A 21,369-nucleotide genomic window follows, 5' to 3' on the forward strand; every position below is an offset into this window, starting at 1 on the left:
CTAATCCGCCTTAGTTTTGTATTTGCAAGTTTTAGAAGCGCAAACGTGATAAACTCCGTCTTTGTACTTTCGTATCAGCAAATGGCTTCCGCAATCGGGGCATTTGCCTTCGGCAAGCGGAGCGTTTGCGGTAAACCGACATTCGGGATAACCTGTGCAACCGTAAAACACGGAGCCGCGCGAGTTTATTTGTTTTAAAGGTTTGCCGCACTGAGGGCACGGCGCCGATTCGACTTTTTCCTGCGCTTCGCCGTTCTTATCTATATTAACGATATTTTTACATTCCGGATAACCGGGACACGCAAGGAACGGACCGTACTTGCCTTGTTTGAGAACCATAGTTCTTCCGCATTTTTCGCATTTAACGTTGGATTCCTCGTTGGTCGTTTCGGTTTGAGTCGCGGGTTTCCCCGTCTCTTCGTCGTAAGGCAAAGTAGTGCGACATTTCGGATAGTTGGGACAAGCCAAAAATTTGCCGAACCGTCCGTTTTTAACCACCATAAGAGTGCCGCATGTGGGGCACGGAAAGTCGGTTTTTTCGTCGGGAGCTTTAAGGCTGAACGTGTCGCCGAGCGCTTCGGATATTTTTTCCTCGAAGCCGTTGTAAAAGTCGCCAACAACGCGCTGCCATATAACTCCGCCTTCCTCTATTTCGTCGAGACGTTTTTCCATACCCGCCGTGAATTTAACGTCCATAATATCGGGGAAGTATTTAATTAACATGTCGGTTACGTCCATGCCGAGCTGTGTGGGACGTATATATTTGCCCTCATGCTCGGTATAGCTGCGAGCGTTCAAAAGCGTTACGGTGGGCGTGTAGGTTGCGGGACGACCTATTCCCTTTTCTTCCATAGTTTTTACAAGACTTGCTTCGGTAAACCTTGCGGGCGGTTTAGTGAACTTTTGTTCGTACTTATATTCGCAGAAACCGAGTTTTTCTCCCTCGTGCAAATCGGGCAGTTTTCCCGACTCTTCCTCGTCCTCTTTGCTCTCGTCGGTATACATATTATACACTGCGGTATAACCTGCAAACAGCGGAGATTTACCCGTAACTTTAAATCCGTAGTTGCCCGCCGTTATATCCACCGACAGCGAATTATATGTCGCTTCGCTCATCTGACTTGCCATAAAGCGTTCGTAAATCAATTTATACAGCTTGTAATGGTATTTGTTCACCGCGTTTTTTATGCTTTCGGGAGTGCGGCTGAGCGATATAGGACGAATAGCTTCGTGGGCGTCTTGCGCGCTCTTTTTGGAAGCATAAATATTAGGCTTTGCGGGAATAAACTTTTCTCCGAATTTTTCCGAAATGTAAGAGCGGGCTTCTTTTATGGCGTCGTCCGACACTCGGGTCGAGTCGGTTCTTATATAAGTTATAAGAGCAACCTTGCCTTCTCCCGGTAAGTCTACGCCCTCGTACAGCGACTGGGCAGCGCTCGAAGTTTGCTTTAAAGACATTCCGAGCTTATTGAGAGCGTCCTGTTGCATAGAACTCGTTATAAACGGCGCTGGCGGCTTAGACTTTGTTACGGATTTTTTAACGTTTACAACTTCGTATTCTTTTCCGTCGAGCTCCGATATAACTTCTTTCAGAGTTTGCTCGTTGGGTATTTTGAATTTTTGCTTATTACGCGTTGCAAGCGCCGCTTTGATTTTTGAGCCGCTTTGGTTTTTTAAAACCGAAAAAAACGGCCAGTATTCTTCGGGCTTGAAATTCAGAATTTCGCGCTCGCGTTCCACAACGAGGCGCAACGTTACCGATTGCACTCTTCCCGCCGAAAGTTTGTTTTGAATTTTTTTGCACAACACGGGGCTTAGCTTATAACCAACCAAACGGTCGAGCACGCGCCGCGCCTGTTGGGCGTCAACAAGATTTATGTCTATTGCTCGCGGGTTCTTTAAAGCGTTTTGAACGGCTTTTTTGCTTATTTCGTTGAACTCGATACGAACGGGACTGTCTTCGGGTATTCCGAGAATGTTCGCAACATGCCACGATATTGCTTCGCCTTCGCGGTCCGGGTCGGTTGCGAGCAAAACTTCGTCCGCTTTGGAAACGGCGGCTTTCAGTTGCTCGACAACGTCTTTCTTGTCGTCCATAATAACGTATTTTGGCTCGAAATCCTTTTTAACGTTTACGGCGAGAGTCTTTGCGGGCAAGTCGCGCACATGTCCTTTGGTGGCGAAAACTCTGTAACCCGGTCCGAGATACTTTTCTACAGTTTCCTTTTTACCTATACCTTCGATTACCACTAATTTCAAGTTGAACTTTCCTCACTTTACGCCAAACAAAAAATGTTCGACTGTTTTCTTTTTACTATGCCTTTAAGTTCCATCAAAGACAGCAGCGCCGTTAATTTTTGCGGCGCCATTTCGGCAGAAAGCACGAGCGAATCGAAATTCTTTTCACCCGACAGTAGTATGTTATAAATCTTTTGTTCAAAAATGTCAAGCTGAATTGAGCGGGTATTTTTTTTGATTTTGCGAAAAGACAGGTTTAACGCTTCGCAAACGTCCTCCGCCGAAAGCGCGGGAACGGCGCCGTCGCAAAGCAAACGGTTGGAACCTATCGAACTTGCGCTCGTTATATTGCCGGGCACGGCAAACAAAGTTCTGTTTTGCTCGCACGCATAATCCGCCGTGATTAAAGCGCCGCTTTTAAAACCTGCCTCAACAACAATTACGCCCATGCTCAATCCGCTTATAATTCGGTTGCGCTCGGGAAATGTGAAACGATTGGCTTCCTTTCGCGGAAGATATTCGGTTATCACAAGTCCGCCCGAACCGACTATTTCTTCGCTTAATCCGAAATTAGACTGCGGGGCGATACAGTTAAGCCCGCTTCCGAGCACGGCAATCGTCTTTCCGCCCGCTTTAAGCGTGGCTCTATGCGCATAAGTGTCTATGCCATGAGCAAGCCCGCTAACTATGGTTACATTATATTTGCACAAGTCGGTAACAAGACGGTACGTCGCTTCTTTTCCGTAAAGACTGCATTCCCGAGTGCCGACCACGCCTATGCAATTAGAATTTATTAAAGAAATATCGCCTTTGTAATACAAAAGAGTGGGCGGGTCAACCTCTCGCTGAGCGAGCAGTTCGGGAAACTTATCGAACGTTATAAACGATATTCCCATGTTATCGAGCTTTTCTATGCTTTTTAATAAAAAATCTTCGTTACGGTATCTTATTAAAGCGTCGAAAGCTTGTTCTCCGAAAGCGGAAACGTTCGTAAGCTCGGTTCCGATTTTTTCCCAAAGTTCGAGCGGAGAGAATTTCGACAACAGAGCGTTTGCCCTGCGCGAAGTAATGCCCGAAATTCCGAGCCAATAATAAACAAGATTTTCCGTAACGCCCATTTACTTCCAATATCCTCTGTCTAAGCTTCGGTACTGCACCGCTTCGGCTATATGTTCCGCCGAAATATTCTCCGAATCCGCCAAATCCGCTATGGTGCGCGACACTTTTAATATTCTCGTATATGCGCGCGCCGACAAATCGAGACGGGCAAACGCGTCTTTAAGCAACGACTGTGCGTCGGAATCGAGAGAGCAGTATTCGTTTATCATGCGCGAACTCATTCCCGCGTTGCAATATACCGACGTATTTTTGTATCGTTCTGTTTGAATTTTGCGCGCAAAATCGACGCGCTCTTTTACCGAAGCCGAATCTTCCGCTTCTTCCGAGCATATAAGCTCGTCGTATGTAACGTTTTCTACTTCGATTTGCAAATCTATTCTATCGAGAAGCGGACCCGAAATACGGGAATGGTATTTCTCTATCATTGCGGGTGTGCAAGTGCACTCCCCGTGCGACGAGCCGTAATTACCGCAAGGGCACGGATTCATACTTGCAACAAGCATAAAGTTCGCGGGATAACTCACCGTCCGTTGAGCGCGCGACACCGTTACTTGCCTATCTTCGAGCGGCTGCCTTAAAATTTCGAGCACGGCGCGCGGATATTCGGGCAGTTCGTCCATAAATAAAACTCCGTTGTGCGCAACGCTGATTTCTCCCGGACGCGCCGACGGACCGCCACCCGCAAGCGCTATTTTGCTTGCCGTATGATGGGGAGTTCTGAACGGACGGCGGGTTATCAGCCCTTCGTCGGAGCCGAGACAACCCGCAACCGAATGAATCTTTGTAGTTTCGAGCGCCTCTTCGAGAGTCATTTCGGGCAAAATCGAAGGCAAGCATTTAGCGAGCATAGTTTTTCCTCCGCCGGGCGGACCGAGCATTAAAATATTGTGCCCGCCGGCTGCGGCGATTTCGAGCGCTCGTTTTGCCGCGTACTGCCCCTTAACGTATTTCATGTCTTCCGCATATTCGACGTGCGTAGTAATAGTTTTGCCGTCCGCTTTCGGAACGGGAGTAGCAGCCGTTTGCCCCGATATGTACCCCGCCGCTTCCGCCAACGATTTAAAGGCGAACACTTCCACCCCGCCTACGAAAACGGTTTCGTTGCGGTTTTCGTAAGGAATAACTATGCGCTTGTATCCCGCCTTCTTTGCCGCGAGAATTATAGGCAAAATTCCGCGTACTCTTCGCAAAGAGCCGTCGAGCGATAATTCCCCTACAAATACCGTGTCTTGAAGTCGCGCGGCGTTAAGCTGCTGCGTAGCCGCTAAAACCGCAAGCGCAATGGGAAGGTCATATAGCGGACCTTCTTTTTTAATATCTGCGGGAGCTAAATTTATTGTAATTTTATTTGGCGCGAATTTATATGCGCTGTTTTTAATCGCACTGCGAACACGCTCTCTGCTTTCTCTTATGGCGGCGTCCGGCAATCCGACCATTTCAATGCCGGGAAGTCCTGCGTTAACGTCTACTTCAACGTCAACTTCGTATCCTATTAAACCTGTTAAGCCGAAGCTTTTCACTTTCGCAAGCATTTGCCGTCCCTCGTCTTTTTTTTAAGAGCGTTTTACTTCTTTATTTAACCGCGCTTATTTGTTTTTTAACGAGAAAAACGAAACCATAGCTTTCTTGAAATCCGCGTCGGCACAATAAGGCAAAAGTTTTCTTTTGTTGCTCATCGAAATATCCAAAAGCACTACCGTAGCATACAAGTGAGTCAGCACGGCAAGCGCGGAGCAAACTATTGTAACTGCGGAAATCCCGCCTTTTAGAACGGGCGTTCCCGATAACACATAATAATCCGAAAGATTGTTGTAATACCCCGCATACGACATAACTGTGGTAGCGTTAATAGTTACGAGTATAGATAAAACACCGAAAATCAAAATTATGCGTTTGTCGCGTATCAACAAAAACGCCATAATGAAAATAACGATAGCCGTAAGCAAACTGAATTCCGAAAAGCCTACGAAATAAGTGGCAAGCGTTAAAATTATATATCCGCCCAAAAACATGAGATTAGCTCTGTTCTTTTTGCTGAGATAAACCAAAAGAACAATACCCGTGATAATAACGGCGAACAAAACGGTGAAAACAACTGACGGAAAACGCGAGTTGAGCGACACGCCGTTGCGCAAAAACAGATTGAATATGCCGAGCGAATTGCGTCCGAAAACTTCGAATGACGCAAGCGGCTTTAAATACAATTCGTATATAAACGTAAAGAATCCTGCTCCGTAAGACGAATAAACAACGGGAAGCGACAAAAGATACGAAGCGAGCAAAAATCCTACAATCGCTACGGGAACGGTAAAAACAGGGCGCATAGAAGGATTTTTAAGAACCTCGCCGAAAGTAACGCCTTTTGCTTTGCGAACTGAAACGCTCGCTTTAACAAGTCCGTAAATCACAAATACCGCCACAAGCGGGAACAAAAACATCGCGTCTTTATGGCACAAAAGAGCCGCCGAAAAGCATCCAACGGTAGCTATAAAATTCTTTTCAACAATGAAATACAACGTGAGCACCAAAAACATGGCTAACAGCGAATACAGCGTAGCCCACACTCCCGACGCGAAAACAAACAACGGGCACACGCACACAAATCCCGCAACTACCGTTGACGCGGCGGAATTGAGATATTTTTTTGTAAGTTTAAAAAGAATAAACGCGGTTATAAGGTCGGCTATTATAAGCGGCAACTTTATGAGAACCGCTAACACAACGGATTCCGTGCCCAACCCGAACAAATTCGCAAACGCTCCGATTAGAGAATAAATATAATATGTTATAGGAAATATGTTTGTTGAGTAATTATTGCCGAATCCGTTTTTAAGCGATGCGAACATCGATATAATTTTATTGAGTTCGGGTCTGTATCCTTTAACCGCAAAAGCGAAAATAAGTCTTAAAATCAGCCCCATAACAAGCAATATCAACAGCAATGCCGTAAAATTTATACGTTTTGCTTGCTCGGGCGTTTCCGCCGAAGAAGGCGCGTCGGTTTTACCTATAAAACGAACCATAAGCCATATAAAAACGATTACGGCAACCGCAGTAAGCAAAGAAAAGAATAACGGATACAGCACGCCGGCGACTTTAGCCGAAAGCAACCCACTCGAAAAGTTCATACGTTTTTCACTCCGATTTTTTTAATGCGCTTCGAAAAAAACAACTAATACAATAAAAACAGTTTTTTCCTATTCTTTATAATAATATACTTTTTCGAAATAATCAAGCGTTTAACGATAATAGCCTAAAAATGAGCGTCTTAGGAATTACGCCGAAATAAAGAAAAAGGCGCCGGTTCCGCGCCTTTAACTTTTGAAAACAATTATTTAATTTCCTTGATTTTTGCCGCCTTACCCGAAAGCTTACGCAAATAATACAACTTAGCTCTGCGCACCTTGCCTTTACGAACAACGGTTATGCTCTCGATACGGGGCGAATGAAGCGGGAAAGTTCTCTCGATTCCAACGCCGAACGAAACGCGACGCACGGTAAACGTTTCTCGAACGCCGCCGTTGCGTTTGGCAATTACCGTTCCCTCGAACGCCTGCGTTCTTTCGCGGTTTCCCTCAACAACTTTCACGCCTACCTTAACTACGTCGCCCACGTTAAACGAGGGAACTTCGGCTTTAAGGTATTCCTTTTCGATTGCTTCAATAAGACTGTTAGACATGACTATACCTCCTTTGGGTTCTTATACGCACGTTCATGCTCTACCGAATTTTAATATAAAACAGCGGACCGTGCGAGCCATACCGAAATATTATAACAAAATCTTTGCATAAACGCAAGCAAATAAACGCAAAAACTTACATCTTTCTTGTTGAAATTTGTTTGCGACTTTATTTTAGCAATATTCGGACGACAAACGAAACGCGGAGACAAAATCCCCGAATTTATCGGCGAAAATAGCCTCTCTCATTCTGTTCATAAGGTTCGTAAGATAGCTTATGTTATGAATACTCAAAAGTTCCGCTCCGAGAATCTCGTCCGCGTTTATCAAATGTCGCAAATATGCTTTGGTAAAATGCTTGCAACAATAACAATCGCAATTCGGGTCAAGCGGCGTAAAATCTTCTTTGTAGCTTGCGTTGCGTACCACTACTTTCCCTTGAGTAGTCATTGCGGTGCCGTAACGCGCCGTTCGAGTGGGCAACACGCAATCGAACATGTCTATTCCGCGCAAAACCCCTTCAACAAGGCAATCGGCGCTGCCTACGCCCATCAAATATCGAGGCATACTTTTAGGGTAGTACGGACGCATTACATCCATTATTTTGTACATTAAATCTTTTGGCTCGCCTACGCTCAATCCGCCCACCGCTATTCCGCATTTTGCATAAGGCAAAGTCTCGTTCAACGATTTAAGACGCAAATCTTCGTACATATTCCCTTGAATTATGGGAAAAAGCACTTGTTTGGGATTTGTATGCGTGTCATAACACCGTTTTAGCCACTTTAAAGTGCGTTTAAGCGCGCTTTCGGCATATTCGTGAGTGACTCCGTATTCGCTGCACTCGTCGAACGCCATAATAATATCGGCACCTAAAGAATTTTCAATTTCTATCGCAAGTTCGGGAGTGAAAAAATGTTTGCTTCCGTCTATGTGCGAATTAAACGCAACGCCGTTGTCGGTTATATTGTTCAGCTTTGCCAAAGAAAAAACCTGAAAACCGCCGCTATCCGTTAAAATAGGCTTATTCCAACCCATAAACTTATGAAGTCCGCCCGCCTTTTCAACCGTTTTATGTCCGGGTCTCATGTAAAGATGATAAGTGTTGGAAAGTATAATTTGAGCTCCCGTATTTTCCACAGCCTCAGGCGTTAAAGCTTTAACGGTGGCTTGCGTTCCTACCGGCATAAACACCGGCGTTATAATTTTGCCGTGCGGCGTAATGAATTCGCCTACGCGAGCTCCGCTTTGTTTGCAAACATGCAATTCTTTGTATTCGAAATTATTCATATATTACTTATTTACTCCGTTAAAGCATTTTATTTAAATCAAAAGAAAGCGCATGCGTCGCCGAAACTGAAAAAACGATACTTCTCTTTTATCGCGGTACCATACAATTCGAGAATTTTCTCTCTGCCGCAAAGCGCCGACACAAGCATAAGCAAAGTTGATTCCGGCAAATGAAAGTTCGTAATCAAAGCGTCAACTATTTTAAACCGATATGGCGGATAAATAAATATATCGGTTTCTCCGCTCGACGGAACAACTTCTCCATGCCGTTTAGCCGCGCTTTCCAAAACTCTGACAGACGTAGTACCGACAGCTATAACTCTGCGCCCCTCTTTCTTTGCGGAATTTATGATATTACACGCGTTTTGAGTAATTTCGTATCGCTCGCTATGCATCTTATGTTCGCTTAATTCGTCCGCTTTAACGGGGCGAAAAGTTCCGAGCCCGACATGCAACAACACTTCCACTATTTCAACGCCTTTCAGCCTTATTTTTTCCAACAATTCCGGCGTAAAATGCAAACCTGCAGTGGGCGCCGCGCTCGAACCCTCTTCTTTGGAATATACCGTTTGATAACGTTCGGAATCTTCCGGCTTTTCTTTAATATACGGGGGAAGCGGCATTTCGCCGATTTGCGACAACACCGACTCGAAAACTCCGCTGTATTCAAAGCTCACTTTTGCAATTCCTTCGCTTTCTATCTTTAAAATTTTCGCACAAAGCGAAGGCGAAAAAATTATATCGCTTCCCTCTTTAAGACGTTTTATAGGGCGCGCCAAAACTTCCCACTCGTTTAAATTTAAACGCTTGTGCAGTAAAAATTCTATTTTTGCTCCCGTGTCCGCTTTCGTGCCGAAAATTCTTGCCGGCAAAACCCGCGTATTATTAACAACAAGAACGTCTCCTTTTTTCAAGTAGTCGGGCAAATCGGAAAAAATTTTATGTTCCACACAATCTTTTGCCCTATTATACACAAGCAAACGCGAGCTGTCGCGCGGATTTGCGGGGTGTTGAGCAATCAGTTCTTGAGGTAAATCGTAATAAAAATCGCTTTTCTTCATTTTTAACCTATATTTTATTCAAGAGGCAACGAAATCTGTCCGGAATTCAGGTTGTTCTGAGCTATTCCCAAATGCTTGTATGCGGCGGGCAAACATACCCGACCTCGCGGAGTGCGTGCTATAAATCCGAGCTGCAACAAATACGGTTCCACCACGTCTTCTATTGTAACGGATTCCTCGTTTATCGCCGACGCCACCGTATCGAGCCCCACAGGTCCGCCTCCGAATTTTTCTATAACGGCGCTCAAATACTTTCTGTCGTTAAAGTCGAGCCCCAACTCGTCCACCTCGAGAAGTTCGAGAGCGCGTTTGCATAAAGCGGTGTCAACCTTTCCGTTCTGCTCAACTTCCGCAAAATCGCGCACGCGTTTAAGTAATCGGTTTGCAATACGCGGCGTACCGCGCGAACGCCCCGCAATTTCAATCGCCGCATCGCGCGAAAGTTTGATTTTTAATATTTCGGCGCTCCTGCCAACAATCACGGCAAGTTCTTCGGGAGAATACATCTCAAGCCTGCATATAACTCCGAACCTGTCGCGCAACGGTCCCGTAAGCATTCCCGCTCTGGTTGTTGCGCCGATTAAAGTAAAATGCGGCAAATTCAGTCTCATACTCCGTGCCGACGGTCCCTTTCCTATAACTATATCGAGCGCATAGTCTTCCATAGCGGGATACAGAACTTCTTCCACTGCTCTGTTAAGCCTATGGATTTCGTCCACGAATAAAACGTCGTTTTCATTCAAATTCGTTAAAATTGCAGCTAAGTCGCCCGCTCTCTCTATAGACGGTCCGCTTGTTATGCGAAGCTGAACACCAAGCTCTGAAGCTATTATGTGAGACAAAGTAGTCTTTCCAAGTCCGGGAGGTCCGTATAAAAGCACATGGTCGAGCGCCTCTTTTCTCTTTTTGCTCGCTTCTATAAACACTTTGAGGTTGCTTTTAATTTTATCTTGCCCAACATATTCGTTCAACGTTTTAGGGCGCAGTGTTACGTCAAGAGCGCCGTCGTCCGCAGTTTTTGTGCTTGTAATAAATCTTTCTTCATCCATTTTGTAACCCGTAAACCTCCTACCGCAAAACGTTTCGAAAACGCGGCGACGCGTTAATCGCGTTCGAACTTTTACCCTTTTAAAGCGGCAAGCACAATCTCTTCGGTGCTCAGCCCCGCCTTTTCAACCCGCGCGACTGCCGCCGTCGCTTCTTGCCGAGTGTACCCTAACGACATCAACGCTTCCACAGCCTCGCCGTTTGCGGGAACGGAAACGTTCGATTGCAACGCGCCCGCAAAAACAGATTCGCTACCCGGAGCAAGCTTGTCGCGTAGTTCCAAAACCATGCGCTCGGCAGTTTTCTTTCCTATACCCTTGATTTTTCCGAGTTTTGCAACGTCGGCTGTTGTAATCGCTAAAATTATGTCAGACAAACTACCGCTGCCGAGTATTGAAATAGCCATTTTACAACCGATTCCCGACACGTTAATCAACTTAATAAAGAAATCCTTTTCGGCTTGCGTGGCAAATCCAAACAAACTCATTTCGTCTTCTTTCACGTTTAAATAGCAATATATTTTGCACTCGTCGCCTATTTTGCCAAGCCGTTGCATTGTGTCGCCGCTCGCATAAAGTTCGTAACCTATGCCGCCCGATTCCACAACAACATAGTTCTCTCCCGCGAAAACATAGGTTCCTTTTATATAATTATACATGTTTCATTCCTCGCTAATTAAGAACTCTGTGCGCGTACTCGCCGAAATGAGCATGGCATACGGCTGCGGCCAAAGCGTCCGCAACGTCGTCAGGTTTTGGTATTTTATCAAGTTTTAAAAGAGCTTTCACCATAAACTGTATTTGATGTTTTTCAGCCCTTCCGTTTCCGGTTAAAGCCTGTTTGATTTGAAGCGGCGTATATTCGTATAACCTACCGCATTTTTTGATAGCGCACAGTAATATAACTCCGCGAGCCTGCGCCACTTTTATACCCGTAGTTATGTTGGTGTTAAAAAAGAGTTCCTCAACCGATATTGCGTCAGGCTTGAATTTTTGTATTATAGCGGTTAAAGCGTCGTCGAGCATGGCAAGCCTTACGGGAATACTCTCCTCCTTAGGGGTTTGAATTACGCCGTAATCCACCGCCGACAGATTGCCGCCGTCTTTGGATATTACTCCGTAGCCTATTGTGGCATAACCGGGGTCTATTCCTAAAATTATCAAAATATGCTCCTGTTTTTCTTGCTAAATTCGTCGAAATGTATTATTATAAATATAGTATTATTTTAGATTAAAGTCAAGCAATTGACGCATTAAGGAGCTAATAATGAAAAAAATGAAAATTGTACTTGCGTACTCGGGCGGACTTGATACCACTATAATAATTCCGTGGCTTAAAGAAAATTACGATTGCGAAGTAATTGCTGTTGCCGCCGACGTAGGACAAGGCGAAGAACTTGCTCCGCTAAACGAAAAGGCGATTAAAAGCGGCGCATCAAAAATTTTTATAGAAGACCTAACCGAAGAATTTGTGCGCGACTATGTGTTCCCCACCCTTAAAGCGAGCGCGGTATATGAAGGAAAATATCTGTTGGGAACAAGTTTTGCTCGCCCCGTTATAGCCAAACGTTTGGTAGAAATTGCCGAACGCGAAGGTGCCGCAGCTATATGTCACGGTTGCACGGGAAAAGGCAACGACCAAGTTAGGTTCGAGCTTTCCATAAAGGCGCTTAGCCCCGATATGAAAATTATCGCCCCGTGGCGCGTGTGGAATATTAAGTCGCGAGAGGAAGAAATCGCTTATGCCGAAGAGCGCGGACTCGACGTGCCCGTTTCCAAAAAACACCCCTATTCTATGGACCGGAATATATGGCATCTTTCCCACGAAGGCAGCGACCTCGAAGACCCTTGGAATGAGCCGAAAGATGAAATGTTGCTAATAAGCAATCCCATTTCCAAAACTCCCGATATTGCCGAATATGTGGAAATTGAATTTGAAAAAGGCGTTCCCGTAGCTGTAAACGGCAAAAAGCTTTCGCCCGTCAAGATTTTGGAAACGCTGAACGCAATCGGCGCAAAACACGGTGTAGGCGTATGCGACATGGTTGAGAACCGTTTGGTAGGCATGAAATCGCGCGGAGTTTACGAAAACCCCGCAGGTTCTATTTTATATGCGGCGCACCACAACCTTGAAGAACTGACGCTCGACCGCGCCACATTCCACTACAAAGAACAAGTGGCTATACGATTTGCGGAGCTCGTTTACGACGGCAACTGGTTTACTCCGCTGCGCGAGGCTCTCAGTGCGTTTGTAGACTCAACGCAAGAAACCGTGAGCGGCACGGTGCGCTTAAAACTCTTTAAGGGCAATATAACGGGCGCGGGTGTGAAATCGCCCTACTCTTTATACGACGAGGACATTGCAACATTCGGCGCCGACGAAGTATACGACCAAAAAGATTCGGCGGGATTTATAAATCTTTTCGGACTGCCGCTTAAAGTGCGCGCGAAAATGCTCAAAAAGAACGACAAAAAATAAAGAGGCGCAACATAATGAAAATGTGGTCCGGACGTTTCGCGTCCTCGCTAAACGAGCAAGCGGATTTATTCAACCGTTCGCTTCCCGTAGACAAACGGCTTTATAAACATGACATTATCGGAAGCATAGCTCACGCAACCATGCTCGGCGAATGCGGCATAATTCCTAAAAATGAGGCGGAAAGCATTTGTCACACTCTCTCGGACATATTCTACGATATTAAAAACGGCAAACTGAAAATTGCCGACGCCGAAGACATTCACATGTTCGTGGAAGAGGAACTCACCAAAAGATTAGGGCAAACGGGCAAAAAATTACATACAGGGCGTTCACGCAACGACCAAGTTGCTCTCGACATACGTTTATACATGCGCGACGCAATTTCGGAAATTACAGAGCTGTTAAAAGAAGTAATCGCCACTCTTTGCGACATATCCGAAAAACATACCGAAACTTATATGCCCGCCTATACCCACATGCAAAAAGCGCAACCCACCACTCTCGCCCACCATTTGGGCGCTTATTGCGAAATGTTCTTGCGCGACGCCGAGCGACTGCTCGATTGCCGCAAACGCGTAAACGTTATGCCGCTCGGAAGCGGAGCCTGCACAACAACTTCGTATCCTATTAACCGCAATCGCGTGGCTCAACTTCTCGAATTTCCGAAAATAACACAAAATTCTCTCGACGGCGTTTCCGACCGCGATTTCGCAATCGAATTTGCGGCTTGCTGTTCCATTTTAGCCATGCACCTTTCGCGGTTTAACGAGGAATTCATATATTGGGCTACCGACGAATTCGGTTTCGTTACGCTAAGCGACGAATTCAGCACAGGCTCGAGCATAATGCCGCAAAAGAAAAATCCCGATATGAACGAGCTGATTCGCGGCAAAACGGGGCGCGTATACGGAGACCTCATTTCGTTGCTTACAGTTATGAAAGGGCTTCCGCTTGCCTACAACAAAGATATGCAAGAAGATAAAGAAGCCGTTTTCGATTGCGAAGATACGGTTAAAATGTGCCTCGCCATTTTTAACGCTCTTTTGCCCTCTCTTAAATTCAATACCGACGTTATGGGTAAAGGCGCGGGCGGCGGCTATACGGCGGCAACCGATTGCGCCGACTATCTTGTTAAAAAAGGAGTTCCGTTCCGCGACGCTCACAAAATTGTTGGACGCCTCGTAAGATACTGTTGCGAAAACGGCAAAACGCTCGACGCTCTCGACATTGACGAATACAAAAGCTTTTCCGAAATTTTCGAAAAAGACATATTAAAAACGGTGTGTATTCCCGACCTTGTCGCAGCAAGAAAAGCTGTGGGCGGACCGTCGAAAAAGGCGGTCGAAAACCGTATCGCCAAAATACGAAAAACGCTTCAAACGCTTTAATAAAATCTTAAATAAACAAATAGAGTCGAAACAAATGTTTCGACTCTATTTTAGTTTTTACACGCTTACCAAACTACAAGCGAATCTATATTGGCATTGCCAGAGCACACTATAATAACTTCGTGCTTGCCGCTTGAAAGCTCCGAAGAAATATATACCGCGCGGGAAACCGCCAAATCTTCTTTCAATTCCACGCTTTCCGCTTTCTCGCCGTCTATAATCACTTCTATATTACCGCCGAGCGGATTCGCCGAAATTATGCCCACTCGTTTCCCTTCAAACTCAAACGACAGCATTGCGTTTCCGTTGCTTTCGTAAACATGCCCGTAAGTGGACGCCGTATGTTTTACGTTCCACGCGCCGCAATACTCCAAAAATTCGCTGTCCGGCGATATAATTTTACCGTTCGGGTAAGACACCTCGTAAGTAAAACCTATGGCGTTTAAAGCTATATATTTTGGATTTGTGCGAGTAACCGTAAGCTTATAAAACCTAAATTCGGCTTCGTCGAAAGATACGGTTATATTTGAATTCACATGTCTTTGATTGGTATATTCGCCGAGAGCAAAAAACTCGGTTCCGTCCAAACTTCCGTAAAGCGCAAAGTCTACGGGTATTTGCAGGTTTTGCATTCCCGCAGGATGAGTATTGCCGTAAAGCGTCATTCTGTTCGCTTTAACCGTTTTACCCAAATCTACGGTTATTTCGAAAGGATTGCTTTCGGTAATCACATTTTGGGAGTGAATGTTCGTGTCGGGGTTTCCGTCGAAAAGATTTTCTATTTTATAGTCGTAAATAATATTCCCTTCGGCGTCTAATCTGCTCGCTGCCGCAGTAAAATTCACAACGCTGACAAGCGTTTGATTCGTGTCTATTTGCTTAGTGTCATTATAGCTATATGAGTAATTTCGCGTATAGAAATAATCCGTAACGAATTCGTCGGTTGAAAACTCGTAGTCGTTTCTGTATGCGCTCGCATATTTTACCGAAACGGTTTCAGGCAATACGCTGCCTGCGGGAAGCTTATTACCTGCGGCGTCTATAATATTCCCCTCTTCGTCTATAGTTCCCTGCGTTTCGAATTTTCCGAAACCCAGCCCGAAAAAGCTCAGCGTTCCGCCGTGCTTTTCAACAAGCATAATTTCTTTGAAATACACCCATTTATCGCCGTCTAACGTGCAATCCATAAATGTTTCGGAATTGTTGGTATTAAAACCGTTGCCATTATCCGATTTAACTATAGTAGCGGCTTTCTCGAACGTTTTACCTTCGTCGAACGAAAGATAGAGCGCGCAATTCCACCTACCGCGAAAAGCTATTCTGTATTTTCCCAGCTCGTCTATATATATTTTTCCGCTAACCTCCATAATCTTGTGCTCGCCCGGAAATTCCGAAAGCCACACGTCGCTATTGCTGTTTTGAACTTTGTTTACGCTATCTATTTCCTCTAAATCCGTGTAACCTTCGTAATCGCTTTCAAACGCCGAAACGGCGCTATCATATTTATCGGAATCGAAAGTATATATTTTTCTTTCCAAAATCGTCTTGTTCTTTTCATGCGATTGCTCGAACTCAAAAACCAAATCCACATCGTCAACGCCGTATGCGCCGTCGTTTTTTGTTATTTCGAGAGTAACGAAAATTTTTCCCGAACAGGCGGCAGCGGTATCGGGCGTGTAAGTTAAAATTTTAGTGTCGGCATTCCAAGAAACGGAACCGTGTTCGGGCTGCGTAACGTTTTTTACTCTGTGCGTAAATTCGTCGGGCAACACTATGCCGCCGCTTATATTCAATCCGTTTTGAACATATTTTGATAAATTTGCCTCGAACTTTTCTCCGTAAGGAATAACGTACGGTCTCATAGTTTGAGTGTAACGTTTTTCTCCGTCGTACATGTAACTTCTGCCCGTTTGATAAACCGAAGCTACGGGCACGAATTTGGAATAGTTTTTCTCGGCATACGAATTCGTGAGCGCTACGTCTAAATTAGCGTTAAGGACGTCGTTAAAGAAATACGTCATATCGTTGTGAGTAGCTTCACTCAACGCTTTATAGTAGCCCGCATAACTTTGACCGAAACCGCTTCTTTGCAGCCTTATAGCGCTCATAAACGGCTCCTGACCGAAATTGTGCAACAAGGTGGCGTAAACGCGCAAAAAGTTTTCGGTGCCGTTCAACGTTTGATACAGAGCCCACGAAGCATTCGTGTAGCGGTTCCATCCGCCCATTCCGTCGCTTCCGCCTCCGTATGTTCGAGCGGCGGAAATCTTAGTGAACAAACTGTATTCCACAAGAGTTAGCGCGTTGTTGGTAACTTCTCCGCCACCGGGAATTCCCCAACCGCTTTGAAAATTATGGTTGTATTCGTGCATGTTGCCCCATGCGCCCGACGTAACAAGACCGTTATAGTTAAGCGAATTTCTCATCCAGCCGGAAGGGCAATTCACCGACTGCTGACCGGGAAACGCAACAGCCGCGCCGGCCGCTACAAAGGGGTCGTACAAAAACACTATTCCCTGAGTGGATACCTGAGTGGAAACGAGAGCAACTTTATCCCAGTATACGGCAACTTTGTATAAATCTTCGTAACTTAAACCTTTTGCGTTTATGGCGGGTCCCGAATGTAAAACTCCGCTATCCCACACTTCCAAATCGAAATAAGGCGCCGAAGATTTTTCATTTTCGGCAAACTCTTCGGGCGTTGTATATCCCAAAATAAAATGCGAATATCTTACGCCGCCCGAAACCGTTACCGAAAATCCCGTGCGATTATTATTGCGCACATAAACGGGACCTCCGAGAAATGAGCCGACATACGCCGTGTATACTCCGTTTTCAAGAGTTGCCGTGTTGGTGTTAACAACCATTGTGTTTAGAATTACGGGCATACGGTTTATATTGCGTTGCGCCCAAATATTGTTCGCTTTTGCATTATAAAGAGCTTGCCCGATGTGAATTACAATTCCGCCTGTAGCCGTCATGTCTTTTTCGCTGATTTGTATTTTAATTACCTCGCCTGCGGGCGCATATACGCCCGTAACGCTGTAACCGTAGCTACGCGGCAAAACGGAAATTTTCTTAACAATGCCCGGCTCGTCGGGCGACACGTCGCCGCGATACATTTGCGCCGCCGAAGTGTGTTTATATAATGTTTTGCCGGTATCCTCGCCGTTAAGGTAAAGTCTGCCGTCCGCATCCATTTTATCAAACGTATTTTTGGGATAGCCGTCGGAACCGACACGGGTATTAACCGAACACAAACTCCAACTTTCGCTTATTATCGCGTTTTTTTGTTCTGCCGTAAGGCTAAGCGTATGGTCGTATACGGGATACTGCGCAATAACACCGTCTTTCACAAGACCGCCGTCTTTACTTTCGACGGGTATTTTACGCTCGACAGTGCCGAGATATTCAGCCGAATATCCCGCTCTCGTAACGGTTTTATGCTCGCTTTCAAATTTTTCAAGTTCGGGCTCTTTAATTACTTCGTCGGGAACGGTAAAATCGCTCGGGTCTTTTTCTTGCGAACTGCGCCCGCAGCCGCACAAACAAGAAAACACCGCAAGCAACAAGCACATTAAAAAAACCGCGCCCGTTTTCATAAAAAATGTACCGCGCTTGCATGCAACAAAATCGATTCGCTTGTTTTGCATAACCTCTCCTTGCCGATTATATTTAACTGTATATATTAAATAACGGAGCTATTTTAGCAAACCGCCGAAAAAAAGTCAATTTATTTCGCTATATGCTTATTCTCAATATATGCGCTCTTATACGGTATTGAACACATATTTGCGGAAAACGCTTTAAAAACACCATACTATGACAAGCATAGTAATCTTTTTATGGCATTTGTCACATAAAAAAACGTCTCTCTTCTTTTGGAAAGAAAGACGCAATAACATTTTCGGCTATTTTCGGATTTGACCGTTACCGCATATCACATATTTTTCGCTCGTAAGCTGTTTCAATCCCAAAGGTCCGCGCGCGTGAAGCTTTTGAGTTGAGATTCCCATTTCGGCTCCGAACCCGAATTGAAAACCGTCGGTAAACCGCGTGGAAGCGTTCACATACACGGCGGCGCTGTCTATATGCGAAGTAAAATAATCGGCGGCTTCTTTGCTCTCGGTAATAATTACCTCGCTGTGTTTTGTTGAATGTCGGTTGATATGTTCGCAAGCTTCCCTCAGTCCCGACACTACTTTAACCGATATTTTAAGCGATAGAAATTCTGTAAAGTAGTCTTCGTCGGACGCGACGCCCACAAACGGACATATTCGGCGCGCCTTTTCGCACCCCACTACTTGCACACCCGCATCTTTTAACGCTCCGAGCACAACAGGCAAAAAATTGCCCGCAACGGCTTCGTCTATAACTAAACTCTCCAACGCGTTGCACACGCTCGGACGCTGCAATTTGCCGTTCAAAATTATTGGCAAAGCTTTCTCGATGTCGGCGTTCTTTTCAATGTAAGCGTGGCAATTTCCCGCCCCCGTCTCTATAACAGGCACTGTTGATTTTTCCACCACAGCGCGGATTAAAGCCGCCGAACCGCGAGGAATAAGCACGTCTACGCTTTCGCGACACTGCATAAGCGTTTCAGCCCCCGCACGGCTCGTATCGTCTACAAGTTGAATAAATTCGGGATTATAGCCGTTCGCTTTTAAACTTGCCTTTATAGCCTCTACAACGGCTTTATTCGAGCGGTATGCTTCCCCGCTTCCGCGCAAAACCACCGCATTGCCCGACTTTATGCAAAGCCCCGCAGCATCGGCGGTAACGTTAGGACGCGCTTCGTAAATTATTCCGATTACTCCGAGAGGCACGCGAACTTTTTTAATGTTCAAGCCGCTGTCGTTCACCCACTCTTCAACCGTTTCTCCTACGGGGTCGGGCAAGTCAATTAACTTTTTCAACCCGTCCGCCATTTCTTCGAGCCGAGCACGGTTAAGCATAAGTCTGTCGGTAAAATGCGGCGGACGTTCGCACGCTGCAACGTCGGCAGAGTTAGCTTGCAAAATTTCGTTTTCGGCTTTTAATATAGCTCCGGCAGCCAACGCAAGCATTTTGTTTTTTTCTTCGGTAGAGGCAAGCGCAACGAAAGAAGCGTTTTCTTTCGCCTTACTGCAAATCTCTTTAACCGTCATTATTCTTCTTCCTCTTCTTCGGGAAGGTCGGCGTTGTGATAAACGTTTTGAACGTCGTCGTTTTCGTCGAACATATCGAGCATGCGTTGCAGTTTGGGCATAGCCGCATCGTCAACCGTTATATAATTAGAAGGAATTTTTTCGATTTCGCTCTTAACGAAAACAACTCCTTTCGATTCGAGACTTTCGCGCACCGACGAAAAATCGGCGGGCGTAGTCAAAATTTCGTACATGCCGTCCTCAACGTTAAAATCGTCGGCTCCGCAGTCAAGAGCAAGCATCATCATTTCGTCGTCGTCATCGGTCGGCTTTTTTTCCACCGCAAGCACACCGCGAGTTTCGAACAAATACGAAACGCAACCCGTAGTGCCCATAGAACCGCCGCATTTATCGAAAATATGGCGGACGTCTCCCGCAGTACGGTTTTTATTGTCGGTAAGAGTTTCAACTATAACGGCAACGCCGCCAACTCCGTATCCCTCGTAAGTAATGGAATCGTAGTTGATGCTTCCGAGTTCTCCGCTCGCCTTTTTAATGCTGCGAGTAATATTGTCGTTCGGCATGTTCGCCGCTTTCGCTTTCGAAATTACGTCTCTGAGTTTTGCGTTATTGTTGGGGTCGGGACCTCCCGCCTTAACCGCAACCGCAAGTTCTCTGCCTATTTTCGTAAAAACGTTGGCTCTCGCGGCGTCGGTCTTTCCCTTAGCTCTTTTAATGGTAGCCCACTTACTGTGTCCGGACATAAACTGTATCTCCTTTTCCGTTTAACGTATTGAGTTTTTCATATATTTAAAATTGTACATAAGTATTCCCGCGCTCACGGCGGCGTTTAACGACTCCATACCGTCGCGCATGGGAATGGTAACCTTTTCGACGCAGTCGCGCAAAACGGTTTCGCTTATTCCGTCCGCCTCGTTTCCGATTACCAAACAAACTTTTTTAAAATTAAATTCTGCGGCGAACGCGTCTTTTCCGCCGAGAACTGCGCCTACGGTAACATAATCGCGTTCGGCAATACTCGCAAGCGTATCGGCATAGTGAAATTTCACTCCGAGCACTCCAGTCATTGAACTGCGAATCACCTTAGGATTATACACGTCTACGCAATCGCGCAAAATAATGTCGGCATAGCCCGCAGCGCACGCCGTTCGAATTATCGCTCCCATATTGCCGGGGTCGCGCACTCTGTCGAGAAACAAGCAGTAATTGCCTGAAAAGTCGTCCGTATTGTCGGGTATTTTCATAAGCGCCATTATGCCCTGATTGTTTTCCGTAAAGGACAACTCGTCAAAAATAGAATCATCGAGCACAACATCCGCCGAGCCGTCGAAAGCCGAGCGCGAAGAAATTACCGCCAACACGTTTTGAGGACACAACCGCTTAGCGTCCGCAATCCAGCGCTTGCCTTCCGCAATATATTCGCCGTATTCCGTTCGGTACTTTCGGTCGGCAAGTTTTCTCAACTTTTTTACAAGAGCGTTCGTTTTTGAACTTATAGACGTTTGAACCATATATAAAAAGGGCGCCGCAAAGCGGCACCCCGAAAATTACTGCGCTACCGCTTTTTGCGCGGTTTCAGCCAAAGCCTTAAAGCCTGCGGCGTCTTTAACTGCAATATCGGCAAGCACCTTGCGGTTAAGGTTTATTCCCGAAACTTTAAGACCGTGCATAAACGTGCTGTACGACATTCCGTTCATTCTCGCGGCAGCGTTTATTCTCGCTATCCACAATTTGCGGAAGTCGCGCTTTTTAAGTCTGCGACCTATAAACGCGTACATTTGCGATTTCATAACCGCTTCGCGCGCGATACGGTACGAACGCGATTTCGAGCCAAAGTAACCTTTGGACAGCTTCATTATTTTTCTACGCTTTTTAACTGCGTTTACTGCTCTTTTAATTCTCATAATTCATGCTACCTCCTA

17 protein-coding genes are annotated in these 21,369 nt (G+C 45.7%); 2 read left to right on the forward strand and 15 right to left on the reverse strand.

The genetic code is table 11. The features are described 5' to 3' along the window. The 10 genes from topA to ruvC all read right to left on the reverse strand — a co-directional run bounded on the left by topA (nt 1) and on the right by ruvC (nt 11,597). Nucleotides 1-2,250, reverse strand: coding sequence for a type I DNA topoisomerase (topA, locus tag NFR62_RS02225; protein ID WP_251613499.1), 2,250 nt, complete (start codon nt 2,248-2,250; stop codon nt 1-3). Nucleotides 2,251-2,276: 26 nt separating this feature from the next. Next, nucleotides 2,277-3,356, reverse strand: a complete 1,080-nt coding sequence (gene dprA, locus NFR62_RS02230; RefSeq protein ID WP_251613107.1) for a DNA-processing protein DprA — start codon at nt 3,354-3,356, stop codon at nt 2,277-2,279. Further along, nucleotides 3,357-4,889: a YifB family Mg chelatase-like AAA ATPase gene (locus NFR62_RS02235; RefSeq protein ID WP_251613110.1), complete on the reverse strand. Its 1,533-nt coding sequence runs from the start codon at nt 4,887-4,889 to the stop codon at nt 3,357-3,359. A gap of 54 nt (nt 4,890-4,943) precedes the next feature. After that, entirely contained in the window at nt 4,944-6,485 is a 1,542-nt protein-coding gene (locus NFR62_RS02240; protein ID WP_251613114.1) for a hypothetical protein, read from the reverse strand. A 203-nt stretch (nt 6,486-6,688) separates the two neighbouring features. Then, entirely contained in the window at nt 6,689-7,036 is a 348-nt protein-coding gene (rplS, locus tag NFR62_RS02245; RefSeq protein WP_251613115.1) for a 50S ribosomal protein L19, read from the reverse strand. 174 nt (nt 7,037-7,210) lie between these two features. After that, the gene (gene tgt, locus NFR62_RS02250; RefSeq protein ID WP_251613118.1) at nt 7,211-8,326 is read right to left on the reverse strand and encodes a tRNA guanosine(34) transglycosylase Tgt; all 1,116 of its coding nucleotides are present in this window, start codon (nt 8,324-8,326) and stop codon (nt 7,211-7,213) included. A 38-nt stretch (nt 8,327-8,364) separates the two neighbouring features. Next, nucleotides 8,365-9,387, reverse strand: coding sequence for a tRNA preQ1(34) S-adenosylmethionine ribosyltransferase-isomerase QueA (gene queA / locus NFR62_RS02255; protein WP_251613122.1), 1,023 nt, complete (start codon nt 9,385-9,387; stop codon nt 8,365-8,367). A gap of 14 nt (nt 9,388-9,401) precedes the next feature. After that, entirely contained in the window at nt 9,402-10,436 is a 1,035-nt protein-coding gene (ruvB, locus tag NFR62_RS02260; RefSeq protein WP_251613124.1) for a Holliday junction branch migration DNA helicase RuvB, read from the reverse strand. 71 nt (nt 10,437-10,507) lie between these two features. Then, nucleotides 10,508-11,092, reverse strand: coding sequence for a Holliday junction branch migration protein RuvA (gene ruvA / locus NFR62_RS02265; protein ID WP_251613127.1), 585 nt, complete (start codon nt 11,090-11,092; stop codon nt 10,508-10,510). 13 nt (nt 11,093-11,105) lie between these two features. Next, nucleotides 11,106-11,597: a crossover junction endodeoxyribonuclease RuvC gene (gene ruvC / locus NFR62_RS02270; RefSeq protein WP_251613130.1), complete on the reverse strand. Its 492-nt coding sequence runs from the start codon at nt 11,595-11,597 to the stop codon at nt 11,106-11,108. A gap of 103 nt (nt 11,598-11,700) precedes the next feature. Between ruvC and NFR62_RS02275 the strand changes: the two genes are divergently transcribed. Together NFR62_RS02275 and argH are read left to right on the forward strand one after the other, a co-directional pair. Beyond that, on the forward strand, nt 11,701-12,912 hold the full coding sequence (locus NFR62_RS02275) for an argininosuccinate synthase (protein ID WP_251613132.1): 1,212 nt from the start codon (nt 11,701-11,703) through the stop codon (nt 12,910-12,912). Between the two features lie 14 nt (nt 12,913-12,926). Next, on the forward strand, nt 12,927-14,300 hold the full coding sequence (argH, locus tag NFR62_RS02280; protein WP_251613147.1) for an argininosuccinate lyase: 1,374 nt from the start codon (nt 12,927-12,929) through the stop codon (nt 14,298-14,300). 65 nt (nt 14,301-14,365) lie between these two features. Here the strand turns inward: argH and NFR62_RS02285 are convergent, their stop codons facing one another. The 5 genes from NFR62_RS02285 to rplT all read right to left on the reverse strand — a co-directional run bounded on the left by NFR62_RS02285 (nt 14,366) and on the right by rplT (nt 21,354). Further along, on the reverse strand, nt 14,366-17,953 hold the full coding sequence (locus tag NFR62_RS02285) for a M60 family metallopeptidase (RefSeq protein WP_251613150.1): 3,588 nt from the start codon (nt 17,951-17,953) through the stop codon (nt 14,366-14,368). 258 nt (nt 17,954-18,211) lie between these two features. Next, nucleotides 18,212-19,447 carry a glutamate-5-semialdehyde dehydrogenase gene (locus NFR62_RS02290; RefSeq protein ID WP_251613153.1) on the reverse strand — a complete coding sequence of 412 codons (1,236 nt, stop codon included), beginning with the start codon at nt 19,445-19,447 and terminating at the stop codon, nt 18,212-18,214. Continuing rightward, nucleotides 19,447-20,190 carry a YebC/PmpR family DNA-binding transcriptional regulator gene (locus NFR62_RS02295; protein WP_251613156.1) on the reverse strand — a complete coding sequence of 248 codons (744 nt, stop codon included), beginning with the start codon at nt 20,188-20,190 and terminating at the stop codon, nt 19,447-19,449. Before NFR62_RS02295 ends, NFR62_RS02290 begins: the two co-directional genes overlap by 1 nt. A 21-nt stretch (nt 20,191-20,211) precedes the next feature. After that, nucleotides 20,212-20,958, reverse strand: a complete 747-nt coding sequence (locus NFR62_RS02300) for a TrmH family RNA methyltransferase (RefSeq protein WP_251613160.1) — start codon at nt 20,956-20,958, stop codon at nt 20,212-20,214. Between the two features lie 36 nt (nt 20,959-20,994). Further along, complete coding sequence (rplT, locus tag NFR62_RS02305; protein ID WP_275556876.1) at nt 20,995-21,354, reverse strand: 50S ribosomal protein L20; 360 nt, start codon at nt 21,352-21,354, stop codon at nt 20,995-20,997. Nucleotides 21,355-21,369 lie beyond the last annotated feature (15 nt).

Source organism: Pumilibacter muris, assembly GCF_943193045.1.
Lineage (GTDB): Bacteria > Bacillota > Clostridia > Christensenellales > Pumilibacteraceae > Pumilibacter > Pumilibacter muris.

Bases quoted from the DNA above. Each gene is read 5' to 3' on its own strand.
- NFR62_RS02240 (WP_251613114.1), bottom strand. From the start codon at position 6,485: ATGAACTTTTCGAGTGGGTTGCTTTCGGCTAAAGTCGCCGGCGTGCTG.
- ruvA (WP_251613127.1), bottom strand. From the start codon at position 11,092: ATGTATAATTATATAAAAGGAACCTATGTTTTCGCGGGAGAGAACTAT.
- NFR62_RS02295 (WP_251613156.1), bottom strand. From the start codon at position 20,190: ATGTCCGGACACAGTAAGTGGGCTACCATTAAAAGAGCTAAGGGAAAG.
- NFR62_RS02285 (WP_251613150.1), bottom strand. From the start codon at position 17,953: ATGCAAAACAAGCGAATCGATTTTGTTGCATGCAAGCGCGGTACATTT.
- ruvB (WP_251613124.1), bottom strand. From the start codon at position 10,436: ATGGATGAAGAAAGATTTATTACAAGCACAAAAACTGCGGACGACGGC.
- NFR62_RS02300 (WP_251613160.1), bottom strand. From the start codon at position 20,958: ATGGTTCAAACGTCTATAAGTTCAAAAACGAACGCTCTTGTAAAAAAG.
- NFR62_RS02235 (WP_251613110.1), bottom strand. From the start codon at position 4,889: ATGCTTGCGAAAGTGAAAAGCTTCGGCTTAACAGGTTTAATAGGATAC.
- NFR62_RS02275 (WP_251613132.1), top strand. From the start codon at position 11,701: ATGAAAAAAATGAAAATTGTACTTGCGTACTCGGGCGGACTTGATACC.
- tgt (WP_251613118.1), bottom strand. From the start codon at position 8,326: ATGAATAATTTCGAATACAAAGAATTGCATGTTTGCAAACAAAGCGGA.
- dprA (WP_251613107.1), bottom strand. From the start codon at position 3,356: ATGGGCGTTACGGAAAATCTTGTTTATTATTGGCTCGGAATTTCGGGC.
- queA (WP_251613122.1), bottom strand. From the start codon at position 9,387: ATGAAGAAAAGCGATTTTTATTACGATTTACCTCAAGAACTGATTGCT.
- argH (WP_251613147.1), top strand. From the start codon at position 12,927: ATGAAAATGTGGTCCGGACGTTTCGCGTCCTCGCTAAACGAGCAAGCG.
- NFR62_RS02290 (WP_251613153.1), bottom strand. From the start codon at position 19,447: ATGACGGTTAAAGAGATTTGCAGTAAGGCGAAAGAAAACGCTTCTTTC.
- rplS (WP_251613115.1), bottom strand. From the start codon at position 7,036: ATGTCTAACAGTCTTATTGAAGCAATCGAAAAGGAATACCTTAAAGCC.